Genomic DNA, 21,305 nt, shown 5'->3' on the forward strand with positions numbered 1-21,305 from the left:
AGCTTTAACCATGAAAAATGAAGCAGTAATGATTCTTTTTAGTCTTATTAGGGTTGGGTAGAAAAAAGTAGCCGTGCAGGAAACCAAAGGATTACTCGACCCACTCTGGCATCACGACAAGTTGCCATTGATGATTAATGAAAATTGCAGGATTGCCCTGCCGGAAGAGGTGTTAGGGAAATTGCAGCAACCGCATAAGCTCTCCTTCTATTACTTTGTGTATATCGATCAGGGATCTGAGACGTATACCATAGATTTGCAGGATATTACCATCTCCGCCGGGCAGTTGATCTTTGGCTTGCCGAACCAGATTTTTACGAATCCGGTCCACAGCCCGGCGAATCATCATTACCACCTCAGTTTTGATGAACATACCTTGGCGTTGCTTCCGCAGACGTATGCTTTTCTGTTAAACCCTCTTCAAACCCCTGTGATAACCTTCGATCCAGAGGCCAGACAACGGGTGAGGGCTCTTCAGACTAATGTATTTCAGTTATTGCATACGGCGGCAAAACCCCCAAAGGCGGAAATTGTGCTGGCTCATCTGAATGCCTTATTGACGGAATATAACAGTGCCTATTTCGAAGGAACGGGCCATCAGGCGAATACCCGGTCGTCTAAATACGTAGAATTCAAGCTGATCGTTGAAACACACCTGACCGAACAGCAGGACGTTCATACCATTGCAGTAAAGATGGGAATGACCACGAGTAGCCTTTATGCATTGGTGAAGGAAAACGCCGGAGTTTCGCCGAAAGAATGGATCACGAATCGATTGATTCTGGAAGCTCAGCGGCAATTGCAGTATTCCAGTCGTTCGGTGAAAGAACTGGCCTATGATCTGGGCTTTAATGACCCCAGTTATTTCTCAAGACTCTTCAAAAAGAAAACCGGAAAAAGCGTCAGCGATTTTTCGGAAGGCTTGCGTGATTTGTCCTCAACTTGAGAAGATTTGTCCATGCGGGCTCTTGGTGAGCGGGTTACTTTTGCTTCGTTCTTTATTATAACGATTCACGAAATGAAGTCAGCATTAGTTACCGGAGCCAACAAAGGCATTGGATTTGAAGTAGTGAAAGAACTCGTCCGAAACGGGTTCTTTGTGTACTTGGGAAGTCGGAAGTTAGAAAACGGAATGGCCGCCGTAAACCAGCTCAAGACCGAGGGCATAACGAACGTAGAAGCCATTCTACTGGATGTTACCGACGAGGAATCTGTCAAAGCAGCCCGGGCAAGTTTGGGGGAAAAAGTAAAAGTGCTGGACGTATTGGTAAATAATGCCGGCATCTCCGGTGGGTTCCCACAATCGGCCCTTAATGCCACAATTGATCAATTCAAAACCGTATACGATACCAATGTATTTGGCGTAGTACGGGTTACACAGGCGTTTATTGATTTGTTACAGCAGTCGAATCAGCCCCGCATTGTTAATGTAAGTACCGCCATGGCTTCGCTCTCACTGGCTGCGGACCCTGCCAGTGGCAGTTATGACCATAAACTCGCCGTGTATCAATCTTCCAAATCAGCTCTGAACATGTACACCATCAATTTGGCGTATGAACTTCGGAATACGGCTTTCAAAGTCAACGCCGTTTGCCCCGGTTATACGCAAACCGATTTTACGGGTCATCAGGGTACAAGCACGCCAGCAGAGGCCGGGAAACGCATTGCCAAATATGCCCTAATCGGCCCGGATGGCCCTACGGGAAAATACGTTAGCGAAGAGTACTTTCCCGAACCGGCAAGTTGTCCGTGGTAAGGTAAAGGGTCGCTGGTAAGGAAATGCTTGAGAATGCTCCATACACAGAAACTTGACTTCTCATGTTGGAGCATTCATTCTACTTTATTTAAAATCAAACCAAAACGGCCCCTGATCTTCATCATAAGTGATACTTACCCTTTTAGAACCATCAAGATTAACCAGTTGATATGTAAAATTTCGATGGTCTTTCTTTTCAAAGTCTTTTCTTACCGTGTTGATAAAACGTTGTAAATAACGCCGATTCAGATCATTAAAGTCTTCTCTATAGGTAATCCATGTACGAATTTTACTAGTAGTATAAATAGGCTTAGCTGATAGCTGTTCTTGGTCGTTAATAAACAATATGCCACTTATCTTTAAGTTAGTATAATTTGAATTGCAAAAATAACTAGCAAAGATATAATTATTATGAATATCATGATAGTCATCATCTTCAGGATCAAATGTACCTCTAGGAACGATTCCAAAATCGAAAGAAAGTGCTTTTTTAGTTCTCTGAATTTTTTTTCTTAGCGTATTTAATTGTTTAAGGCCATTATAATTATCTGAAAAGCAGTCTATTTGAATGTAAGTTCCTATATTAAGATTGATATCTGATATTTCAAGGGCGTGGATTTCCCCGCAATTTTCTCGCTTAAAATAGCCTTTAATATAAAGATCGGCCATTACTACTACTACAGTAAGAACTGCAGTTATTCCAACTCCTTTAAGCCAGGAAAACCAGTAAGATCTTGCATAAGTGCGGTATTGAATGAGTTGTTGAATGGAAGAGCAAATGAAAAGAACCGTATAATCTACTACCAATAAAATACTGATGAATAAAGCATCAGGTATTGGTTTTTGCGTAAGCGTAGTTTTAGTAAAAAATTCAAGTACAGGAAAGGCACTTTGGGGAAATAATATCTGAACACCAAAAATGAAATCTGAGGCGTCCTCAATGGTTGATGTTCTTAGGTAAATATACATCCCGAGTTTTAGAAAGAGGAGCCAGCCTATTTGTCCTTTAGTTAATAATAAGCCCGCAACCGGTTGTTGATCAGGCTTGCTCATAAAAATTCTAACTATACAGTAGAGTACCTGAACGTGTGGTAAGAGTAATAAAAAGCCTATTATGATAAGCAATGGGAGGGCGGAAGTATTCATGGTTAATGCATTGAAGGTGGAAGGAAATTGAAAAAATAGAGCTTACTCCTTTAATATTATTCATCTGGTGAATAATATCAAAAGAGGGTAAAAGGGGAGGCGATTATCAGGGGTTTAGTTAAAGTATAACCTCGGTATATTGTATAACCTATTAGGTAGGTACGCTATTATTTATACCCAAAGAATATCGGAAAAAGAAAAGTCACGATAATCGTCCATGCGGTGTAAACGGGAAGATAAAAAGCAATGACTTTTCCAACGCTTTCCAGCCTATCCCGTTTCAATACTACCTTTACTAACTGAGCGGTTACTAAAAATAAATGAACCAGAATCAGAATATTACCTCCTAATATAGCCAGGCGATTAGGCGTTATTCCCCAGGAAGAAATGCGAAACAGAATGGCAGATAAAGCAATTCCATTAATGACAATCGTAACCACAGATAATAGAAATAAAACCCAGAGTTGTATGCGGCTGGTTGACGTTTGAGAAGTCTCCGCAATTGAGAAAAAGATGATGGCCATCACGCCTACCAAGAGGACATTAAAAACCATCAAAAATTCCCGGTCGTTGTAAGGGTCTTTGCCCGTATACAGGATCGCTCCAAGGTATATAACCAGCATAACCAATACCAGAGGACTGAATATTTTGGCAATGACGGGTGAGACTTTGCTAACAAGCTGCGGATTCGTTTGAGTCAGGTAGGTGCCGACAAGGGTTACCGAGGCCAGTCCGCTTACGACTACGTAATTAAAATACCATGAGGTGATGTCTAGCTTAATTAATGAAAATAAACCGATCGTTATACCCGTCATGATGCCGCCTGAAATCAGGATCAGGGCAGTCATTACCAGTAAATCTCCATTGTACCTTAGATAACTAAGCCTTCTTTCGGCATCGTTCAAGTTCTTCCCAACAAACGCAAAACCTAAGATCGACCAGAGAAATAAGACCATATGAATGCAGGACAAGACTAGCGTATCGCTTTGAGGATTATTAGGCAACAGATTAATATACACCAGGGCAATCATCATCAAAACAATAGCTATCGCTATTCTGATGGCTGGCAACTGGTTTTTCCAGGCGAAGTAGGCGGTCAGGAGAGGGAAAACAATGAACCCTATATTTCTCGAATAGTATAGCTCTTCCTGAATAGAAGCAATGGCCGGTAATTTAGCAAAGACACTGGCCAGCAGGCAGGCCAGAATAACCCCAAGTAATTCCCGACTGCTGCCCCAGTTGATTTCTTCGGCCTGGTAATGAAGCCTGGCGTTCCAGCTATCGGCGAGTAAGTTTCCTTTGAGCTCAGGGTAAAGCAGACTGAATTCTCGTTTGAAGCCAGCTTTATTGGTTCGATACAGCTTTTCAAGATGATTGGGATCATCCAGATGAGCAATGATTTCTGATTTCATAGTTTTAAAAATGGAGACGTGTATCTAGATGAGTTAGTAGATTAATGGAAAGTACTTTGTATTGCAAAGTTAAAAGTGTTTTGGAATCTCCAAATCAGTAGCGAAGAATTTTTTATAAAGAGGCGGGATAAATTATTTGAATTATTAATGAAAGGTCGATGTGATGAATCTACAGTTAATGGGCTGGTAATAAGGGAATTGGCTAGTGATTGAAGAGCATTGCAGGCCGTTTGATCAGGAATAAATGGTCTTAAAGTAACGCTCTATATGATTTAGCAGTCTAGCTTTGCTAGGTCTTAGAATTTCTTCAGGCCCTATCGCCTGGCTCTTTTGTTATCCATTTATCAATGAAAAAAGTCTTTCTTAGCCTGGCTTGTGTGCTTTTCTGTTACGCTGCCTCGGCTCAATCTCAACCTGTTATGCACTGGTTTAATACCCCCAAAACCTGGAATGGCGATGCTCAGAAACTAACCATAACGGTAGAACCGAACACCGATTTCTGGCGAATCACGCATTACGATTTCATCAGAGATTCAGGGCCTTTTTATTACCAGGAAGTTTCCGGCGACTTCGAAGCCAGTGTCAAAGTATCCGGTCAGTATCAGGAACTCTTTCACCAGGCAGGACTGATGGTACGGATTGATTCGAAAAACTGGATTAAAACCGGTATTGAATACGTAGATGGCGTGCAAAATGTAAGTGCCGTCGTAACCCGTGAGTTTTCGGATTGGTCGGTTGTACCTCGTCATGACAGTCCGCCGAGCATTTACCTGAAACTACTTCGTAAAGGCGATTACGTTCAAATTGAATATTCCTTTGATAACCAAAAGTTTGAAATGCTACGTCTGGCCTATTTTCCGCCAAAGGTGAAAGCTCAGATTGGTATGGTAGCGGCTGCTCCGGGAAAGAAAAGTTTTCCGGTAGTATTTGAAAACTTCGTTGTGAAAGCAGTGACTCAGAAATGAGATAAGGATAGGCGTGATACCTTTCGATAGAGGTATTACGCCTAGTATCAAATGGAAAAGCGATAAGGAAAAAGATAGAGCTATAAATTTAAAAATTATTATAACGATATTGTAACGTTAAAATATGTTTTTGAATTTTATCCCTCCTGAAAGATGGAGATTCAGAAGTGCTCGGGTAATTCAAGTAGAATGGTCCGGACACTTCTGAATTAGTCTCAAATAGATTTACCAGGGGCTTAATCCCGTTTCTGGATTGTTATCATCACTAAAAAACTGCCCGGTAGGACCATCTGCTTCGAAAGTTGCAGCCTTTACCACTCGTTTTGCAGCATCACTTACCGTGCCTGGTCCACTGTGGTGATTAAAATCCGTGGCCGTATATCCTGGATCAACGGCATTCACTTTGAAAGGAGTGTCCCGTAACTCGTACGCTAATACGATGGTATACGCATTGAGGGCAGCTTTGGAAGAGGTATAACAGGCTCCTTTCACATGGTAATATTTCCAGTTTGGGTCACTATGCAGCGTTAACGAACCCAGACCCGAAGTTACATTCACAATCCGGGGTTCAGGGGACTGTCGCAATAAGTCGAGAAAGGACTGAGTCATCCCAATAATGCCGAAGAAATTGGTTTCGAAAACCTGTCTGAACGTCTGAATATCAGCCTCGCTAGCCGTTTGAGGGAAACCACCGCTGATGCCGGCGTTGTTAATCAGTACATCCAGGCTAGCAATCTTTTCACCTAAAATCTGACGGGCGGTTTTGATCGAATGCAGGTCGTCCACATCAATGGCGATAGCCTCAAGGTTTGTAAATCCTTCGGATTTAAGTTGACTTACGGCTTCTTCACCCTTTTCCAGATTGCGACTTCCGAGATAAACGTAATAGCCTTTTTCCAGTAGTTGTCGGGCTGTTTCGAAGCCAATGCTTTTATTGGCTCCTGTAATCAATGCTGTCTTCATGTATGTGATGGTTTGAGACAACAAAAGTACTGCGACTCTGAACGCTGTTCATCACACATTTTTCGGCATTACTGGTACATTTCCCGGGTAGTTGCCCGGTATTCAGCGGGCGTAAGATTGGTTTCGCGTTTGAAAAAGCGGCTGAAATAGGAGGCATCGTTGAACCCTAACGTATACCCAATTTCTTTCAGGGAATGCTCGGTATGAAAAAGAAGCCGGCGGGCTTCCATCACCAGCCGTTCATGAATGTGAGTAATGGCTGGTTTACCGCTTTGTGCTTTCACTACTTCGCTTAAGTAACCCGCCGATACATGCAGTAGGGCGGCGTAGTCGCTTACCTGATGAAGTTGCTGAAAGTGTTCATCGATGTGTGACTGATATTTTTTCAGTAATAGTTTTTCTGTGGATGACGGAGTCCTATCAAATTGTTCAGCGTACAATCGACTGAGATAAGTTAACAGAACCGTAAGATACGCCGACAACATGCGTTGGTGCCAATGGCCTGTCTGCGTATGTTCTGTACTAATTTTTTCCAGAAGGTCTTCCATAAAAACAACATCTGTCTCCGCAAGCATTAGCTCATGTACGTTATGCGGATTGAGAATCAGGGGTAACTGCCTGAGTGTAGCGTTTTCCTGTAAAGCCAGAAATTCTTCGTCAAAAGCAATAGCGGTACCCCACATCGGCGTGGATTCTTCTTTGACGACAATCTGATGGGGGACAAAAAAGTAAAAAGTTTGCTCTCTGGTAGCGTAAGGCCGCATGTCGACCCAGTGCCGGCCATTGCCACGCCGACACAAAACCAGTAAATAATAAGCTTTCCGATGCGGTATTAGTAGCTCGGAGGGATGCGTTAATGTACCATCAAACCGAACGATATTGAATCGTTTATTTCCAATAATGGGATCCTTTTCAAGCGTATAAGTAGGGATGGATTGATCAGCGGTAGTCAGGTTCATACTGAGAGCAAAGCAATTAAAGGTCCCGTTTGAGGAGATCTTATTTCATTTCTCCGAAATAAAAAGAAAGGTTAAGCCCGGCATAAGGACGTTTGGTATTCAGATTACCATAGGCTGTTAGGCCAATGCCCAAATCACGATTGGATAAGATGAATCGAACTTCAGCCGGAATGCCGATGGTCGCATACCCTAGAGATTCATAAGAATCTTTTCCATAGAGAAAAGGTTCAGGATCTTCTCGGAGAAACTTCCCCCGTTTAACACCCCAGACTCTACTTAAACCCGTAGAAAAACGAAACTTACCTACTTTATATCCATATAAGACTCCTAAATCATTAACGTTCTGGAGAGGCGTTACACTTTCATCATTATAAATTTCGAGATTGTATGCATAGCGGGTAGTTATTAAGGTAGGCTTATTTTTAAATTCATAAGCCAATGCCAAAGAAAGATTACCTAAAGTTCCGGTTCCAACGCCTGCTGACCCCCAAAAATATTCCTTAGGTTTTTGCTGAGCACATACTTTTGAACTACCGCTAAACAGGAAAATCAGAGCAAAAATAATAGATAGTGGTTTAAACATATAGTGGGTTTATTTGCTGTAAAAGTAAAGTTATTTTATGAAGTATTTGAAAGTTTGTTAAATAGTTATGAATCTAGTTAGTTAAACTCATAAGAATGTATTGAAGGGATCGATTGTGTTAAGTATTTTTTAGTAGTTGATATCATAAATTGTTCGGGTAATGACTTATATAAACAGAAATGAATGGGAGATTTATATGAATCATTCTAGTTAGTAATAATCTATCCATAAAGAATTATGAATAGATTAATAAAATAGAGCTTGAATTTTATGAGTGTAAGGGTAAGGGCGATTCAATTTTCTGAAGGAACTTAACTTTATATCATTGGATATCAGTAACAACCATTAAGAGTCATTATGATAAAAAACGGATAATTCTCAAGTATGTATATAGTTCTAGTAAATACTTATAAAGCCTGTTATCCTCCATTCTCAGACACACAATGCAGGAAAATCTGTTTGGTAAGAGCGATTATTCGGACTAGGTTTCCTTATGTAATTCTAGATATAGGGCGGAAGATTTTTTAGACTTAGTTTAATGCATAGGTACATATGCTATTGAATTTCAGTGATTTGTATGGGCATGATTCTATCATCCGATCGATAAGCGTCAATCGAGGTAATCCTGGGTATGATGACAGCATCGGACTTGAAATAGACTGGTATGACACGGGTCTAGGTAAGGTCACCTTTTATGAAGTACTTAAAGCCACATTTGATCTGAATTTCGGAATGATTGTTTGTGAATCCATATTAAGTGCAGAATGCACTGAGGATGATGAGGGATTAGAGTTACTCAAGCATCGAAAAAAAAACTTCTCTATAATCAAGGATCTTAAGTGCTCTATAATTACTACTAATTCAACTGGTAACCAGATAAAAATCTATGAAAAAGGCTTTCACCTTTGATACAAATGGAACACAATTAATAAAATAACAATGATGGAAATCTTTATTAAAAAATATTTCCACACTTCAAAGAAGCGTTAGTTACTACAAAGTAGATTGACAAACTTGAAGAAAAATTTAAAGTTAATTTCCCTCCTGATTACCGATAGTTTTTGATGTATTTAGATGAATTTGGAAGGGAACTAGGTAACACCTATGCAATCTTTGAACCTGCTGAAAAATTTATGAATGGATTCAAACTAATTGCTCAGATTTTATTCCCGGGGCTATTTACATAGGTTCAAATGGTAACTTGTAAATGGTTGTGATCGATAAGCGTACGTATCCTTATGAATTTGGCCTTTTATCCTTTATTGCTGAAGATAGCGACTTCATTGACCTAGGTGAAACCTTCGAATAATTTTTAGATAAACTTAGTGAAGGTATAGATTTTGAAAATTAGAAGTCGCTATAACTATTGGTGTTTTATACTATAATCAGGCCACCGAATGGTCCATGGCAGTAAATAGAATATATTTTACCATGTCTGGTGAAGAATCTTCCCTATGCGAGGCTGCAATTGCTACCGCCGTATTTGTTGTAGTTCAGTTATCTTTCTTTATCTATCTTCTTCAAAAGATAGTACTGACTAAGAAAAGCCACTGATATAGCGTGTTTGTATCTTGGTCAGATATAGGCAAACTTGTTATTACGGATTGCTTACAATTTTCATAACATTGTATAATTAATAACTTTTTCTTATTAATGAATTTAATGTATAGAAGAATATTATTACTTATTCGTATTTTACATTCTTTAAATGTTCCTTTAAAACTTGTAAAATAACCTTATTTTCGCCTTTTTTGCAGGATATTTAGTTAAGTCATTTTGTCATGGTTCAATCATATGTAGCCTATTTTCGGGTTTCTACTCAAAAGCAGGGGCGTTCGGGATTAGGTTTGGAGGCTCAGCGGTCTAGCGTAGATGCTTTCACGCGGGGGCGGGGAGAAATCATTGCCGACTTTACCGACATTGAATCGGGAAAAAAAGCTGATCGCCCTCAATTGCTGGCGGCGATTGCTTATTGTAAATCCCATCGGGCCGTATTACTGATTGCTAAACTCGACCGGCTTACGCGTAACGTGGCTTTCATTTTCGCCCTTCGGGATTCGGGAGTGGAGTTTGTTTGTGCGGATATGCCTGAGGCTAACACCCTTACCATTGGGGTCATGGCTACAATGGCTCAGTATGAACGGGAGTTAATTGCGGAACGAACCCGGAAAGCTCTGGCCGAAAAACGCAAGATGGGGGTAGATTTAGGAAGTCCGAAGAACCTGACGGAATCAGCCAAGCGTAAAGGAAAGCATATGAATCAGGTAAACGCTCGTGCCGATGAAAACAACCGTAAAGCCGGAATTTTAGCTCAATCGCTTCGAAAATCAGGACATAACTGGTCTGAAATCGCTTTACTATTGAACGAACACTGTTTTAAAACTCGTCGCGGTAAACGTTTTCAGGCAGTTCAGGTTCAGCGAGTTGTGAAGTTGATGGACGCCATTTGATTCCTTGAGATTTGTCTGTAGCAAACCCGGCTTATATCGGGCTGCTCTAATTAAATCTCAGATGTTTAAAACTGCAGCTTAGGTGTTGAATTAGCTGGTTAATAAAGTCCGTTCAGGCTTAAAAAACCTGAACGGAGCCGAAACCCTTACTTTATATACTGTATTGAATACGAATTTTGAGCTTTATTTACGCTGATTTGGTACCTGATTTCCTGTTCTGGATGATGAATCGTTAATCGGTAATTACCCGTAGGCAAACCTTGTATATTAATCATACGAAGGTAAGTAGTTCTTTTGCTTTGATCCTGAAAATGTACGAGTTCTCCCGTATCATCCGTAAGTGTTATGTTTACTAATTTTTTATCTAATTGACAATAATAAAGGCTTAATTTACCAGGTGATTTCATCTCTGGATTAGCCATTAAACTTGCAACTCCATTTTTATACCAGACTTGTTTTGAAGTATAATAATTGGATTTTAGAGTCATTAAATCACCTGAATTTAAGTTGGAAAGCTGAGAGCTTACCAGCCGTCGATTCATGACGGTATACAATACTTCATTAAATAAATTTACATTTTGTTGCGTCAGAGATGCCATTTCTTTGGGCAGTTCTTCTTCGTACATTAATCGATTTTCTGCCGAAAAAAAACGAATGGTTGGCGTCTTTCCTTCTTCTGAAACGGAAAGGTTCCAGTAAGGAAGCTCTCGGGTTGCTTTGTCATTTTGGGCAGATAATGAATGACTTAAAAGGCCGGCGAGTAACCCAGCAGTTAAAGTGAATAGTTTCATGGCTATGTAATTTTGTTAAACAGATGGTTTTTCTGAGCAGCCCTTTATTCGACCGAGCCAGATGAAAAATTCTTTTCATTACCTATCTGTTCAAAGGCCATGCCAACAATTACAAAACCCTGAAATTAGAGTAATAAAGCACTTTTAACGGAAAAATATGTTCGTTTACGAACATGAAGTGTGCGGTAATGAACGGCAAATCGGAATGAATTAGATAGGATGAAGTTTCCCTATGCCTTACGCCCTGTAACTAGCGTTACATATTACCTAAAAACCAGATACGGTTGTGCTCGAAGCTACACTTTAAGATTAGTTGTCATTTTGTTAATCACCTCTATCACTGTTTTTAACTCTTCATTTGATACGTTATCTGTTACTCTGGAGTACATTTCTTCTATGTAAGGAATCAGGGTAACTTCCAGTAGTTCTTTGGCTTTAGGGGTTAAAAAAATGAGTTTATTACGCCGATCCTGCCCATCTTCCTGGCGATAAACCAACTCGCGGCCCGTTAAATTATCAATGAGATAGGTCAGGCTAGCTTTGTCTTTAACCGTTGCATTGGCAATTTCCTGCTGATTTACTCCCTCTTTATCTGATAAATAACTAAGTACCTGCAACATCTCAAAAGTCAGGTCAAGCTTGGCTATTTTTAGTTTATACTGAATAAACTGCCTAAAAGCCATAGTTACCAGTGACTGAGCTTTGAAGTACTGTTTTGATAATTCGATGGAATCTTGCAAGTGATTGTCCATAAGTTTTATTAGCGATAGAAAATTGGATAGCGTACAATACGTATTACTAAATATAAAATTAACTGTTGATTAAACATAATTCATTGAGCATGTATAATCAATTTTAAGCATTACTTATCTAGAAGTAAGTAATAGTGAACATTTTTATAAGACCGGTATTGATTCCATTGCTTTTTACCTTTGTATAGTAGACTTGTGAAATACCTGGTTATTTTTTGGGAGTGCAAGTTTAAGTTTAGCTCAAAATCCTATTTCAAGATAGGTTATCGCTCAAAAAAGGGAATGCACTTAAAGGGAGTCTGACTCAATTACCTGCTAATCGGTTTCCTTTTACTCGTTTTAAGCCAGCAAACCCATCAGGCTCTGTTAAAAGTTGGCTTCGAACGCAGGATGAAAAGGATATCTCTACCGTGGGAAAGTGTATCAGAACTTTTCATCAGGGCTTTAACGGGCCTATTCACTCGTTTACGGATTCAGAATGATGGTAAACCTAATACCCCCCGCTAACAATAACGGAATCAAGCAGTTACTTACGAGTTTCATAAATAGGATTACATCAAAATTTATCAATAGATTGCAAAAGCGACGTTTTTCTATTTTACCCAGATTCAAAAAGCATTTAAGCTGGGGAGCAGGATATACATTGCTAATAAATAATCTGCTATTCAGTTATTAAATAATAGAAAAGGGAAGCTGATGCTTCCCTTTTCTATCTACTTATTTTTGATTGTAGAAATGGACGATTAACATGCGACAACTTTCTTTCGTTCTATTTTTAGGTACATGTGAAAGACGGCCATCAAAAAAGAGTGAATCTCCTGCTTTTAAGGTGAAACTTTTTCCATTAATTAGATATTCTACTTCTCCCGAAAGGATATACTTATACTTTAAAGCATTGGTAAGGACCTCTTCGCGGTACGAATCAGGATGCAACTCGAGTAACAACACATCAACGGTTGAAGCGGGCAGAACATTCTCTAACACTCGCTGATAACTAAATCCCTTCGTATTTTCTTTTTCGAAAGATTCATAATCTTCTTGACGACGAATCAAAATCAGCGGTTCTCTAAATTTAAGACCCTCAAAAAAGTCGCCTACTTCAAGTTCAAGTGATTTAATAATGTTAAAAAGAACAGGCAGCGATGGAACACTCCGATTATTTTCAATCTGGGAAATTAGACCTTTGGTAACATTGGTTTTATCGGCTAATTCCTGTAGCGTCATTCGCTTATGAAGGCGTCTCTCTTTAATTCGGCGACTTACCTCTAGCAAAAAAGCTCCATCCATACTCATAAAATTCATAATAAGTTGTAAAACACGAAATTTTCACAAGATACGAATTATATAATATATGTGTCTTTAAACAACAGAATCAGCATTTTGGAGATTATTTTAAATAATGAATTCTTGACCGCTATTATTAAATAGTAGTATTAATTAAGGAATATCTATAATTTGAATTGGCTCGTCTTTACCGAAGGGTTTACCGTTTCTAATAGGAATGTCTATCGTTACAGGATTAACTCTATTTTGGACCTATACTCAAATTCATTTATTTTAATTTTAATAGTATATTAATATCTGGCGAAGTAAATTATATTCTACAATGAATGGAAACAACTAAGAAATATGTATCGGGAAAAACAATACTTTAGACAAATCTGGGTATGGGCTATTCTAGCTTTTGCAATGACCGTTACCTTGATTTAATCCATATCGGCTAACCAATACACGGGTGTATATATAATGGTAGGCGTTATTATTCTTTTCGCAGTGTTGCGACTTGAAATTCGAATCAATGAAGATGGGATCGCGTACCGATGGTTACCGTTCATGATCACGTACCGACAAATGCATTGGGATGAAATTGAATCCATGGGGGTTAGAAAATACGCTCCTCTAAGCGAGTTTGGAGGCTGGGGAATACGATGGTCCCTGCAAGGTACTGCCCACACCGTAAGTGGTTACGACGGGTTGGAGATTTGGGTGAAAAATAAAAAGCGGTTCATCCTTCTGGGAACGCAACATCCTGAAGAATTAACTGAACTAATAAAGGTGAATCAGAGTAAAATTACTGCTTAATAGACGTATATATTGTAACGTTATTAACTAATAACGCTAAAGCCTGGCTGAAACTTTCAGCTTGAATTCTGCTAGTTTCTTGTTCATCTGTTTTGGTATCTTTTATTAAACTAACGTAAAAGCACGCTCCATTCAGAATAAAAAAGAGGGTACTCACTAGGCCAAAGGCATGATCTGCCTGAATACTACCTTCTCTCACGCAGAATTCAAGTACTTCCATTAATACATCTTTGGAAGTCTTAGCGTTTTTTTTAGTTAAGGTAAAATGGTTTTGTCTTTACCTAACCTATATCAATCAGCTCTTACCGGGTTTGAAAGTAATGAATAATCAAACTAGGGTTGATATTTATCGATTGAGCTATTGGGGCAGTCGAGGTGTTTCCCATCCTTTTTTCTTCGCCAAGTTATAACAGACCATAATGAACTATCTCTGGCGAGGCTCTTTTATACTCTTGCGTCCCATACTTCCGCTTAATCTTCCATTTTATGTTTCTATTTACAATAGACACTAATTTTAAAAATAGATTAACTAAACGTTCAATCAAACATTAACCATTTCATAACACAGATATAACCTTCTCCTGACCCCGAAAACCTACTTTTGTTGCCGGATTTTAAATCGTTTCCAGATCTCTTTTTCCCTTTTCTTCTGAAGTAAAAGCCTTTTATTAACCCTATTTCTATGAGGCATTCTCTGCGTAACGTATGGACTCATGGTCTGAAAATGACCGTCTTTTTGCTCTTTTTGAGCATCCGACTCATGGCTCAGAATATTGGTGCAGAAGGGATTATCTCGACCTCGGATGGAAGCAGTCTTCTACCTGTTATTAACATTCTCATCAAAGGAACTACGCAGGAGATGGTTTCGGATGTAAAGGGCACAACGTATTCGCAGTGAACCGGAATGTATGTGCAGCAACTGGCGAAAAACCCGTCTGGGTACCAGTTGCTAAAGTTAAGATTTGATCTAGTTTGAGTAGGTTTGATTTAGTTTGAAGTTTGATATAAGTTTGAACGGATATGAAGTTTGACGTCAGGCACGAACGAATGAAGCTGTTCTAACTATTTTTCAAACCTCCTTAAACTTGTATCAAACTTCAAACTAAGGATCAAACCCATTATCTAACCTTCTCAAACGAAATTAAACCCTTCAAAAGATGACCTTTAAACATTTCATTACTTATTCATCGATTGCCTTTGCCAGTATTACCGCCAGTTACGCACAGCAAGGGGCTCATAAGGCCCTTTTTGTAATTGTAGATGGTATTTCTTACGAACAGCTTCAGAAAATTCCAACGCCTAATCTGGATGCCATTGCGAAGGTAGGCGGGATGACGAAAGCGTATGTGGGAGGGGAGAAAAAGACTTACTCGCAAACCCCGACGATTTCGGCGGTTGGTTATAACAGCCTATTAACCAGTACCTGGGTCAATAAACACAACGTTTGGGATAACAGTATCAAAGAACCGAATTATAATTACTGGAACATTTTTCGCTTCTTCAAACAAACGCATCCTGATAAAAAAACGGCTGTGTTTTCTACCTGGCTGGATAACCGCACCAAGCTAATTGGTACGGGTTTGCCTCAAACCAATCGCTTTGAAATGGATTATCATTTCGATGGATTTGAGTTGGATACCTTGCATTTTCCGCACGATAATAAGTCGGAATACATTCGCCAGATTGACGAAAAAGTAGTGAACGAAGCCTCGACATACATCAAAACCAATGCTCCTGATTTGTCCTGGGTATACCTGGAATATACCGACGATATGGGTCACCGCTACGGCAATAGCGAACAGTTCACGAATGCGGTGAAATTAATGGATGATCAGATGGGCCGTTTGTGGAAAGCCATTCAGGAACGCGAGAAAATGGGTGAAAAGTGGCAATTTTTTATTACTACCGATCACGGTCGCAGTGAGCCGACGGGTAAAGACCACGGTCGCCAATCCGACGCCGAACGCAGTACCTGGATAGTTACCAACGCCAGCGGGCTGAATGATTACTTTAAAAAATCTGCGGAAACGAAAGCATACCCTGCTATTGTAGATATTACCCCGACGATTGGTCGTCACCTGAATATTATTTTCCCTAAAGACCGGGCTTTTGAGCTGGATGGCGTACCCTTAACCGGAAAATTATCCGTAAATCATCCTACCATTGAAAAGGAAAACAAGCAGATCAAGTTAACCTGGAAGGCCATTGATAAAGAGGGAGACGTGAAAATATGGCTGGCCTTAACTAATAAATTCGAAAAAGGGGGCAGCGATCATTATATATTAATGGATCAGCTTCCGGTAACCGCCGAAAAAGCGACCCTGGACGTTTCCAAACTTCCTGAAGGTTTCTACAAAGTGGTGATTGAAGGGAAATATAACACCGTTAATCGCTGGGTAGTGGAAAGGTAGATGATAGATTTTGTCTAAGGTTTCTTCTCCCTGTAGAGACGTGACTTCATCGCGTCTGGGTAGAGGTGGTTTTTTCCTCCGTGGTTGGTGTCCTCACCAACCATTATTAATGGCTGGTGTCTTCACCAGCCAGGGAGGGCTAAGCCGCCTCTCTACCTTATCACCCCAAGAAACCCGTTTTATGGGCCTCTTGGGGTGATTTAAAACCGAATTACTTCAATAACCACATCTGTTGGTTAAAGTCATCACTTCCGCCGTATTGGCTATTTATCGCAGCTTTTACCTGGCTCGTGTTATAATCCAGTTCTTTTTGAGGATACAACCATCGAATAGGAAGCTTATCCGCTGGTGTATTATTATTGGATGCCGTGTTGATAGGGAATTTAGGGTAACCCGTCCGGCGGTTTTCATAGAAAGCATCGTTATTCGGAGCCTGCAAGAACGTACTCAGGTATTTTTGAGTAATGATCTGGCTCAGTTGCTGCTCCGTATTTCCGTTTAACTTGACCTTATCTGAACTTATGTAACTCGCAATGTACGCATCCGTGATTACCCGATTGTGGTGATAAAGAACATTATCCGGCGTGTGGCTGGCCGTGAATTTCATTGCTGCTGTAATGCCCTCGTTATAATGCGTTTCTACGGACGTTCCTGAAATCCAGCCGCGAAGGGTAGCCTCGGCCAGCATGAATTTCAGCATGGCATAACTCAGCAAATAAACAGGTTCTGAATCGGGCAGTTCGGTATAACGACTATTCAGAGCCGAGTAATCTTTTGAGGTATAAATCCGGGTCATGTCTGAGTAAGTCATCGACGGATCGGTTCCGATATAAGCTGCGTAATCGTTAACCGCTTTCCCTGCCGCTACCTGAACGGAAGACGGATTGGCGTAATAAAACAGTCGATAATCCTGTAAATCTTTGAGGATGGCAACGGGCACCTGCGAGACCATCGGATAAATGATGGAAGGGTTACCTAACTTATAGAAAGGATACCGCTGATTGGCTTTATCTGAATAGACCAGTTGAAAATTATCCGCATTACTCTGAAAAATCGGACGACTCGCAACGATAGACTTGAAACGTTCGATTACTCGTAAATCAGTGTCCGACGTTTTTTTGTAGAGGCTTAATAATACCTGCAACTCAAAGGTATTGACCATTTTACGCCACTTGGTAACATCGCCGCTGTAAATAGGATCGCCCTGAAAAGTAGCTCCCTTCGCAAATAACTGATCGGCTTCGTCGAGTTCTTTAAGAATGCCTGCAAAAACGTCTTTCTGGCTGTCATACTTCGGGGCAATCACGTCAGATTCTCCCTTCAAGGCATCGCTGTAAGGAATATCGCCCACCTGCATGGTAAGGCTATAAAATTTCCAGGCACGAATAAATTTTCCGAGAGCCGTGTATGCATTCTTCTCCGTTCCTTCTTGAGCGTAACCAATCATTTTTTCTACGTTGGTAAGCACCACAAGGCCGTCGAAACTGGCTCTTCCTAAATAGTTATACTGATAATCCTCAGGAAATTCCGTATATAATACCGTTTTGCCAAGCATTGCGGGTTGCAAAAAGCTTTTCCCTGAGGAGATGGTGTTATCGGTGATGTTCAGAATAAGATTGGTAGCAATCATCGGGGCGGTTGCATTAACAGCCGCATCGGGATTGGTATTCAGTTCTTCGAACTTTGAACAATTGGTTAAAGCACCCAGTGTCAAGCTCGTAACCAGTAATGTTTTGAATATAGTTTTCATCGGAAATGCTTGAATAATAAGGTTGAATGCTTAGAAAGTCAGTTGCAGGTTTGCTCCCAGGTAACGTACGGAAGGAGAAGTTAACTGCGTATCATCCGCCTTGTCAGGATCGGCGAAACGGAAGGATTTGGTCCACATCCACACGTTTTGACTCGTCAGGGAAAGCATAGCTGAGCGGACTCCAATCCGTTGAGCTACCGCGGCGGGCAGACTATACCCAATCGACACTTCCCGTAGTTTCAGGAAAGTAGCATTCGTTACGCCGCGAGTGCCGTCACCATAGCGGCGGGCGTAATCCTGATAGGAAACCTTCGTTTCGTTAGGTGCATATTGACGAGTATCGCTGGTAATGTTACCGTACGTATCGTAGGTTACCGTTCCCGAAGAAACCACTACACCTTTGCCCTGGAAAGATTTGTTACCATTCACCACTTCGTCATAACGCCACTGATTATCCGTGTCGGGGTGAGAACCCGTATCCCACATTTTGTAAGCTGTGTAGTTATTCAACAAACCACCCACGCGGCCATCGAAGCTTAGCCCAAACTGAAACTGGTGCCAGCGAATGGTATTGGCCAGACCCCAGATAAATTTAGGATCAGTATAGCCATACAGATAGTTATAATCACTGGCCAGCGGCATCCCATTGGTCCGATGAATGAGGTTACCCGAAGGATCATGTAACCAGGTACGACCCGTATACGTATCCACCCGGGCGTTCACTTTTGTCCAGGGATTATCTGCTGAGTAAACAGGATCGAGCGATTTGAAATACCGGTGGTTAAACGACCAGTTTGCCGTTACGTCCCATTGTAGATTACTCTTTTTGATGATAGAAGATTCCAGACTCAATTCTACGCCACGACGAACATACGTCTGATTGGTGTTAATTAAAGTCGTGTAAAAGCCAGAGGCTGAAGAAATGTTAGCACTGGTCTGGATGTTGTAGTTGTACTTGTTAAAGTACGCAGCATCAAACTTAAGGCGTTTGTTAAGGAAGTAAGCCGCCATCCCGATTTCCCAGGTGCGATTGGTTTCGGGAAGGATGGAAGCACTTCGAATAGTCGTTGGGTAACTGGCCGAGTTCAGACCATCCCAGTCAGCAGTAGTGGTTGAATAATTTTGGTTGGTGTCGTATACGCCCAAATCCGTTTTAGATAAGGTCCAAGAACCGCGAACTTTCCAAAAATCCAGCCAGCTAGGTAAGTTTTTAAAGAATTCGCTTAATACTACGCTACTGCCAATCGAAGGATAAAAATACGACCGTGAGTTAATGGGCATAGTAGAACTCCAGTCATTTCGACCCGTTACGTCCACAAAAATTCCGTTGAGGTACGAAAGCGTTAACTTACCGTATAAACTGTTTACCTGTTTCGAGCCGTAAGGTTTATTGAAAGGATTTACACTCACGTTAGGCCGCTCAACGGAATTATTAAGTGAATAATACCCCGGTACAACCAAGCCCCCACGGGTAGAGCTGTACAATTCCTGATTGCTGTAACTATAAATGGTTCCCCCCGCCAGAGCGTCGATACCGAAGGCTCCGATGTTGGTATTATACGTTAATAAAGCGTCTCCGTTGAAACTCCATCCCGTCTTTTTATCGATGGAGTAAAGACCCGCCGCATCCCAACCGCGAGTTGAAAGAATGTTAATGGGGTTACGGCGGGTTTCATCGTTCTGATACCAGTCAAAACCCGGACGAACAATCAGTTTGGCTCCCCGAAAAATGTTATAACTCGCCGTCAGGTTGGCGTTCATTTTGTTTTGCTGAATGGCATTGAGCTTCTCGTAAGCAATGAGGTAAGGGTTATCGTACCAGGCCGAATAATGCCAGTTTTGCTGCTCGTTAGGCACTACCCAATAATCACGGTACTTACTCAAATCGTACTCAGGGCCTGTCCACATTAAAATCTGGTACATATATCCCTGATCACTGTAACCCGCTCCGGTGATTTGTGGAGCCGTTTTGCGGTTCAGACCAATCTGGCTGGAAAGTGTAAATTTGTCGCCTGCTTTAATTTCGCCACCCAGTGTAAAGTTAAACGCGTTGGATTTCAGGTTGGGGTACTGGCCTTTGTTATAGATGTGGTTAAAAGACGCCCGGAAACTCCCGTTTTCACCCGTTTGAGTAATGTTGATGTTATTGTTAGTAACGATGCCCGGAACCAGGAAATCACGGAAGTTATTTTTTCCACGAGAAGTCAATTCCATGTTTTCTAGCTTCTTCGTTTCCGGGTTCCACTGATCGGCTTTCAGGCCAATGTCCAGCTTTGCACCCCAGACGTAATCGGTTGCACTGTACGTTCCGCCCAACCCTGCACTGTAACTATTTTGTACTTTGGGTAACATCAGGAAACCCGCGTTCACCATATTATTGGAGTTAAACGTTACCGTGAAACCCTTGTTTGCACCCCCTCTTTTGGTCGTGATGATAATGGCACCGCTGCCTCCGCGAGAACCGTACAAAGCTGCCGCCGTGGGGCCTTTCAGTACGTCAATACTTTCAATATCATCCTGCGGTACATTACTAATATTCATGTTTCCGTAAGGGACGCCATCAATCACCAACAGAGGCGTTTCGCCGCGAAGCGAAAGCGTGGGAGCCTGATTAAATTCCGTACTGTTCTTCACATACAAACCCGAAATGCGTCCGGTTAAGGAAGTAGCGACGTTCACCCCTTTCACCGTTTGAAGGGCTGTTCCGCTTACTTTCTGAACGGCATAACCCAAGGCTCGTTCTTCCCTTTTTACCCCAAGAGCCGTTACCACGACCTCATCAAGTTGTTGCTGATCTTCGCTCAATACCGTATTAATCTCTGTACGTGAGCCGATTATCTCTTCTTTGGGAGCGAAGCCGATAAATGAAAAAATCAATACGCTATCACCCGCACTAACCGTCAGGCGATACCTGCCATCCACGTCGGTATTCGTTCCGCGAGTGCTGTTCTTGACTCGAATGGTAACCCCAGGAACGGGTTTTCCGTCAGCCTGAGCCGTTACTCGTCCTGTGAGGGTTTGATTCTGGGCAACGCTGCTCAGACTGGATAGGCACAAAAGAATTAGGGCTATCAAACGTATATTGATATACGGTGAATCCTTGATAGGTAATAGTGTTCGCATACGTGTTAGGAAGAAAGTGTATAAAATGGAAAAATACTCGCACATAAAAGACGGGTTCTGCTCCCAAGGAACAGACCTTTCTTTAAGGTTTTATGAAGACTTGTGCTAAGAAGCAAACAAATCTTAACTTGAAACGCTGCTAAAATGAAGTGAATTCTGTTA

General features: G+C 41.1%; 17 protein-coding genes. 7 read left to right on the forward strand and 10 right to left on the reverse strand.

All coding sequences use genetic code 11. From position 1 onward, the window contains the following. The first annotated feature begins 73 nt into the window (after window positions 1–73). Together QE390_RS20850 and QE390_RS20855 are read left to right on the forward strand one after the other, a co-directional pair. Window positions 74–946: an AraC family transcriptional regulator gene (locus tag QE390_RS20850; RefSeq protein WP_307143662.1), complete on the forward strand. Its 873-nt coding sequence runs from the start codon at window positions 74–76 to the stop codon at window positions 944–946. A 72-nt stretch (window positions 947–1,018) separates the two neighbouring features. After that, window positions 1,019–1,756 (forward strand): SDR family oxidoreductase, encoded by a 738-nt coding sequence (locus QE390_RS20855; protein ID WP_307143663.1) that lies wholly within the window; start codon window positions 1,019–1,021, stop codon window positions 1,754–1,756. An 84-nt stretch (window positions 1,757–1,840) separates the two neighbouring features. On the opposite strand, the gene QE390_RS20860 is transcribed toward QE390_RS20855, so the two are convergent. Next, window positions 1,841–2,902 (reverse strand): hypothetical protein, encoded by a 1,062-nt coding sequence (locus QE390_RS20860; protein WP_307143664.1) that lies wholly within the window; start codon window positions 2,900–2,902, stop codon window positions 1,841–1,843. A gap of 167 nt (window positions 2,903–3,069) precedes the next feature. Then, window positions 3,070–4,314 (reverse strand): hypothetical protein, encoded by a 1,245-nt coding sequence (locus QE390_RS20865; RefSeq protein ID WP_307143665.1) that lies wholly within the window; start codon window positions 4,312–4,314, stop codon window positions 3,070–3,072. A 347-nt stretch (window positions 4,315–4,661) separates the two neighbouring features. Here QE390_RS20865 and QE390_RS20870 point away from each other — a divergent pair, with 347 nt between their 5' ends. Then, window positions 4,662–5,279: a DUF1349 domain-containing protein gene (locus tag QE390_RS20870; RefSeq protein WP_307143666.1), complete on the forward strand. Its 618-nt coding sequence runs from the start codon at window positions 4,662–4,664 to the stop codon at window positions 5,277–5,279. Between the two features lie 225 nt (window positions 5,280–5,504). On the opposite strand, the gene QE390_RS20875 is transcribed toward QE390_RS20870, so the two are convergent. From QE390_RS20875 to QE390_RS20885, 3 genes are all read right to left on the reverse strand, one after another. Next, window positions 5,505–6,242, reverse strand: coding sequence for an SDR family oxidoreductase (locus QE390_RS20875; RefSeq protein WP_307143667.1), 738 nt, complete (start codon window positions 6,240–6,242; stop codon window positions 5,505–5,507). A gap of 68 nt (window positions 6,243–6,310) precedes the next feature. After that, on the reverse strand, window positions 6,311–7,201 hold the full coding sequence (locus tag QE390_RS20880) for a helix-turn-helix domain-containing protein (protein ID WP_307143668.1): 891 nt from the start codon (window positions 7,199–7,201) through the stop codon (window positions 6,311–6,313). Between the two features lie 40 nt (window positions 7,202–7,241). Then, entirely contained in the window at window positions 7,242–7,784 is a 543-nt protein-coding gene (locus tag QE390_RS20885; RefSeq protein WP_307143669.1) for a hypothetical protein, read from the reverse strand. Between the two features lie 1,781 nt (window positions 7,785–9,565). On the opposite strand from QE390_RS20885, the gene QE390_RS20890 reads away from it, so the two are divergent. Next, a complete protein-coding gene (locus QE390_RS20890; protein ID WP_307143670.1) occupies window positions 9,566–10,234 on the forward strand; it encodes a recombinase family protein in 669 nt (222 codons plus the stop codon). A 146-nt stretch (window positions 10,235–10,380) separates the two neighbouring features. On the opposite strand, the gene QE390_RS20895 is transcribed toward QE390_RS20890, so the two are convergent. From QE390_RS20895 to QE390_RS20905, 3 genes are all read right to left on the reverse strand, one after another. Further along, window positions 10,381–11,025 (reverse strand): hypothetical protein, encoded by a 645-nt coding sequence (locus QE390_RS20895; RefSeq protein ID WP_307143671.1) that lies wholly within the window; start codon window positions 11,023–11,025, stop codon window positions 10,381–10,383. Between the two features lie 296 nt (window positions 11,026–11,321). After that, window positions 11,322–11,777, reverse strand: coding sequence for a MarR family winged helix-turn-helix transcriptional regulator (locus QE390_RS20900; protein WP_307143672.1), 456 nt, complete (start codon window positions 11,775–11,777; stop codon window positions 11,322–11,324). A gap of 717 nt (window positions 11,778–12,494) precedes the next feature. Next, window positions 12,495–13,064, reverse strand: a complete 570-nt coding sequence (locus tag QE390_RS20905; RefSeq protein ID WP_307143673.1) for an XRE family transcriptional regulator — start codon at window positions 13,062–13,064, stop codon at window positions 12,495–12,497. A gap of 546 nt (window positions 13,065–13,610) precedes the next feature. On the opposite strand from QE390_RS20905, the gene QE390_RS20910 reads away from it, so the two are divergent. The 3 genes from QE390_RS20910 to QE390_RS20920 all read left to right on the forward strand — a co-directional run bounded on the left by QE390_RS20910 (window position 13,611) and on the right by QE390_RS20920 (window position 16,270). After that, window positions 13,611–13,859 carry a hypothetical protein gene (locus QE390_RS20910; protein ID WP_307143674.1) on the forward strand — a complete coding sequence of 83 codons (249 nt, stop codon included), beginning with the start codon at window positions 13,611–13,613 and terminating at the stop codon, window positions 13,857–13,859. Between the two features lie 682 nt (window positions 13,860–14,541). After that, complete coding sequence (locus QE390_RS20915; RefSeq protein WP_307143675.1) at window positions 14,542–14,757, forward strand: hypothetical protein; 216 nt, start codon at window positions 14,542–14,544, stop codon at window positions 14,755–14,757. 259 nt (window positions 14,758–15,016) lie between these two features. Then, the gene (locus QE390_RS20920; RefSeq protein ID WP_307143676.1) at window positions 15,017–16,270 is read left to right on the forward strand and encodes an alkaline phosphatase family protein; all 1,254 of its coding nucleotides are present in this window, start codon (window positions 15,017–15,019) and stop codon (window positions 16,268–16,270) included. A 211-nt stretch (window positions 16,271–16,481) separates the two neighbouring features. On the opposite strand, the gene QE390_RS20925 is transcribed toward QE390_RS20920, so the two are convergent. Next, a complete protein-coding gene (locus tag QE390_RS20925; RefSeq protein WP_307143677.1) occupies window positions 16,482–18,020 on the reverse strand; it encodes a SusD/RagB family nutrient-binding outer membrane lipoprotein in 1,539 nt (512 codons plus the stop codon). A gap of 30 nt (window positions 18,021–18,050) precedes the next feature. Further along, window positions 18,051–21,143, reverse strand: a complete 3,093-nt coding sequence (locus QE390_RS20930; RefSeq protein WP_307143678.1) for a SusC/RagA family TonB-linked outer membrane protein — start codon at window positions 21,141–21,143, stop codon at window positions 18,051–18,053. Between the last annotated feature and the right edge of the window lie 162 nt (window positions 21,144–21,305).

Origin of the sequence: Siphonobacter sp. SORGH_AS_1065 (assembly GCF_030818595.1) — a bacterium.
Classification (GTDB): domain Bacteria; phylum Bacteroidota; class Bacteroidia; order Cytophagales; family Spirosomataceae; genus Siphonobacter.

Coding starts and splice junctions, on each gene's coding strand:
- QE390_RS20855 (WP_307143663.1), top strand. CDS start 1,019: ATGAAGTCAGCATTAGTTACCGGAGCCAACAAAGGCATTGGATTTGAA.
- QE390_RS20860 (WP_307143664.1), bottom strand. CDS start 2,902: ATGAATACTTCCGCCCTCCCATTGCTTATCATAATAGGCTTTTTATTA.
- QE390_RS20865 (WP_307143665.1), bottom strand. CDS start 4,314: ATGAAATCAGAAATCATTGCTCATCTGGATGATCCCAATCATCTTGAA.
- QE390_RS20870 (WP_307143666.1), top strand. CDS start 4,662: ATGAAAAAAGTCTTTCTTAGCCTGGCTTGTGTGCTTTTCTGTTACGCT.
- QE390_RS20875 (WP_307143667.1), bottom strand. CDS start 6,242: ATGAAGACAGCATTGATTACAGGAGCCAATAAAAGCATTGGCTTCGAA.
- QE390_RS20880 (WP_307143668.1), bottom strand. CDS start 7,201: ATGAACCTGACTACCGCTGATCAATCCATCCCTACTTATACGCTTGAA.
- QE390_RS20885 (WP_307143669.1), bottom strand. CDS start 7,784: ATGTTTAAACCACTATCTATTATTTTTGCTCTGATTTTCCTGTTTAGC.
- QE390_RS20890 (WP_307143670.1), top strand. CDS start 9,566: ATGGTTCAATCATATGTAGCCTATTTTCGGGTTTCTACTCAAAAGCAG.
- QE390_RS20895 (WP_307143671.1), bottom strand. CDS start 11,025: ATGAAACTATTCACTTTAACTGCTGGGTTACTCGCCGGCCTTTTAAGT.
- QE390_RS20900 (WP_307143672.1), bottom strand. CDS start 11,777: ATGGACAATCACTTGCAAGATTCCATCGAATTATCAAAACAGTACTTC.
- QE390_RS20905 (WP_307143673.1), bottom strand. CDS start 13,064: ATGGATGGAGCTTTTTTGCTAGAGGTAAGTCGCCGAATTAAAGAGAGA.
- QE390_RS20910 (WP_307143674.1), top strand. CDS start 13,611: ATGATCACGTACCGACAAATGCATTGGGATGAAATTGAATCCATGGGG.
- QE390_RS20915 (WP_307143675.1), top strand. CDS start 14,542: ATGAGGCATTCTCTGCGTAACGTATGGACTCATGGTCTGAAAATGACC.
- QE390_RS20920 (WP_307143676.1), top strand. CDS start 15,017: ATGACCTTTAAACATTTCATTACTTATTCATCGATTGCCTTTGCCAGT.
- QE390_RS20925 (WP_307143677.1), bottom strand. CDS start 18,020: ATGAAAACTATATTCAAAACATTACTGGTTACGAGCTTGACACTGGGT.
- QE390_RS20930 (WP_307143678.1), bottom strand. CDS start 21,143: ATGCGAACACTATTACCTATCAAGGATTCACCGTATATCAATATACGT.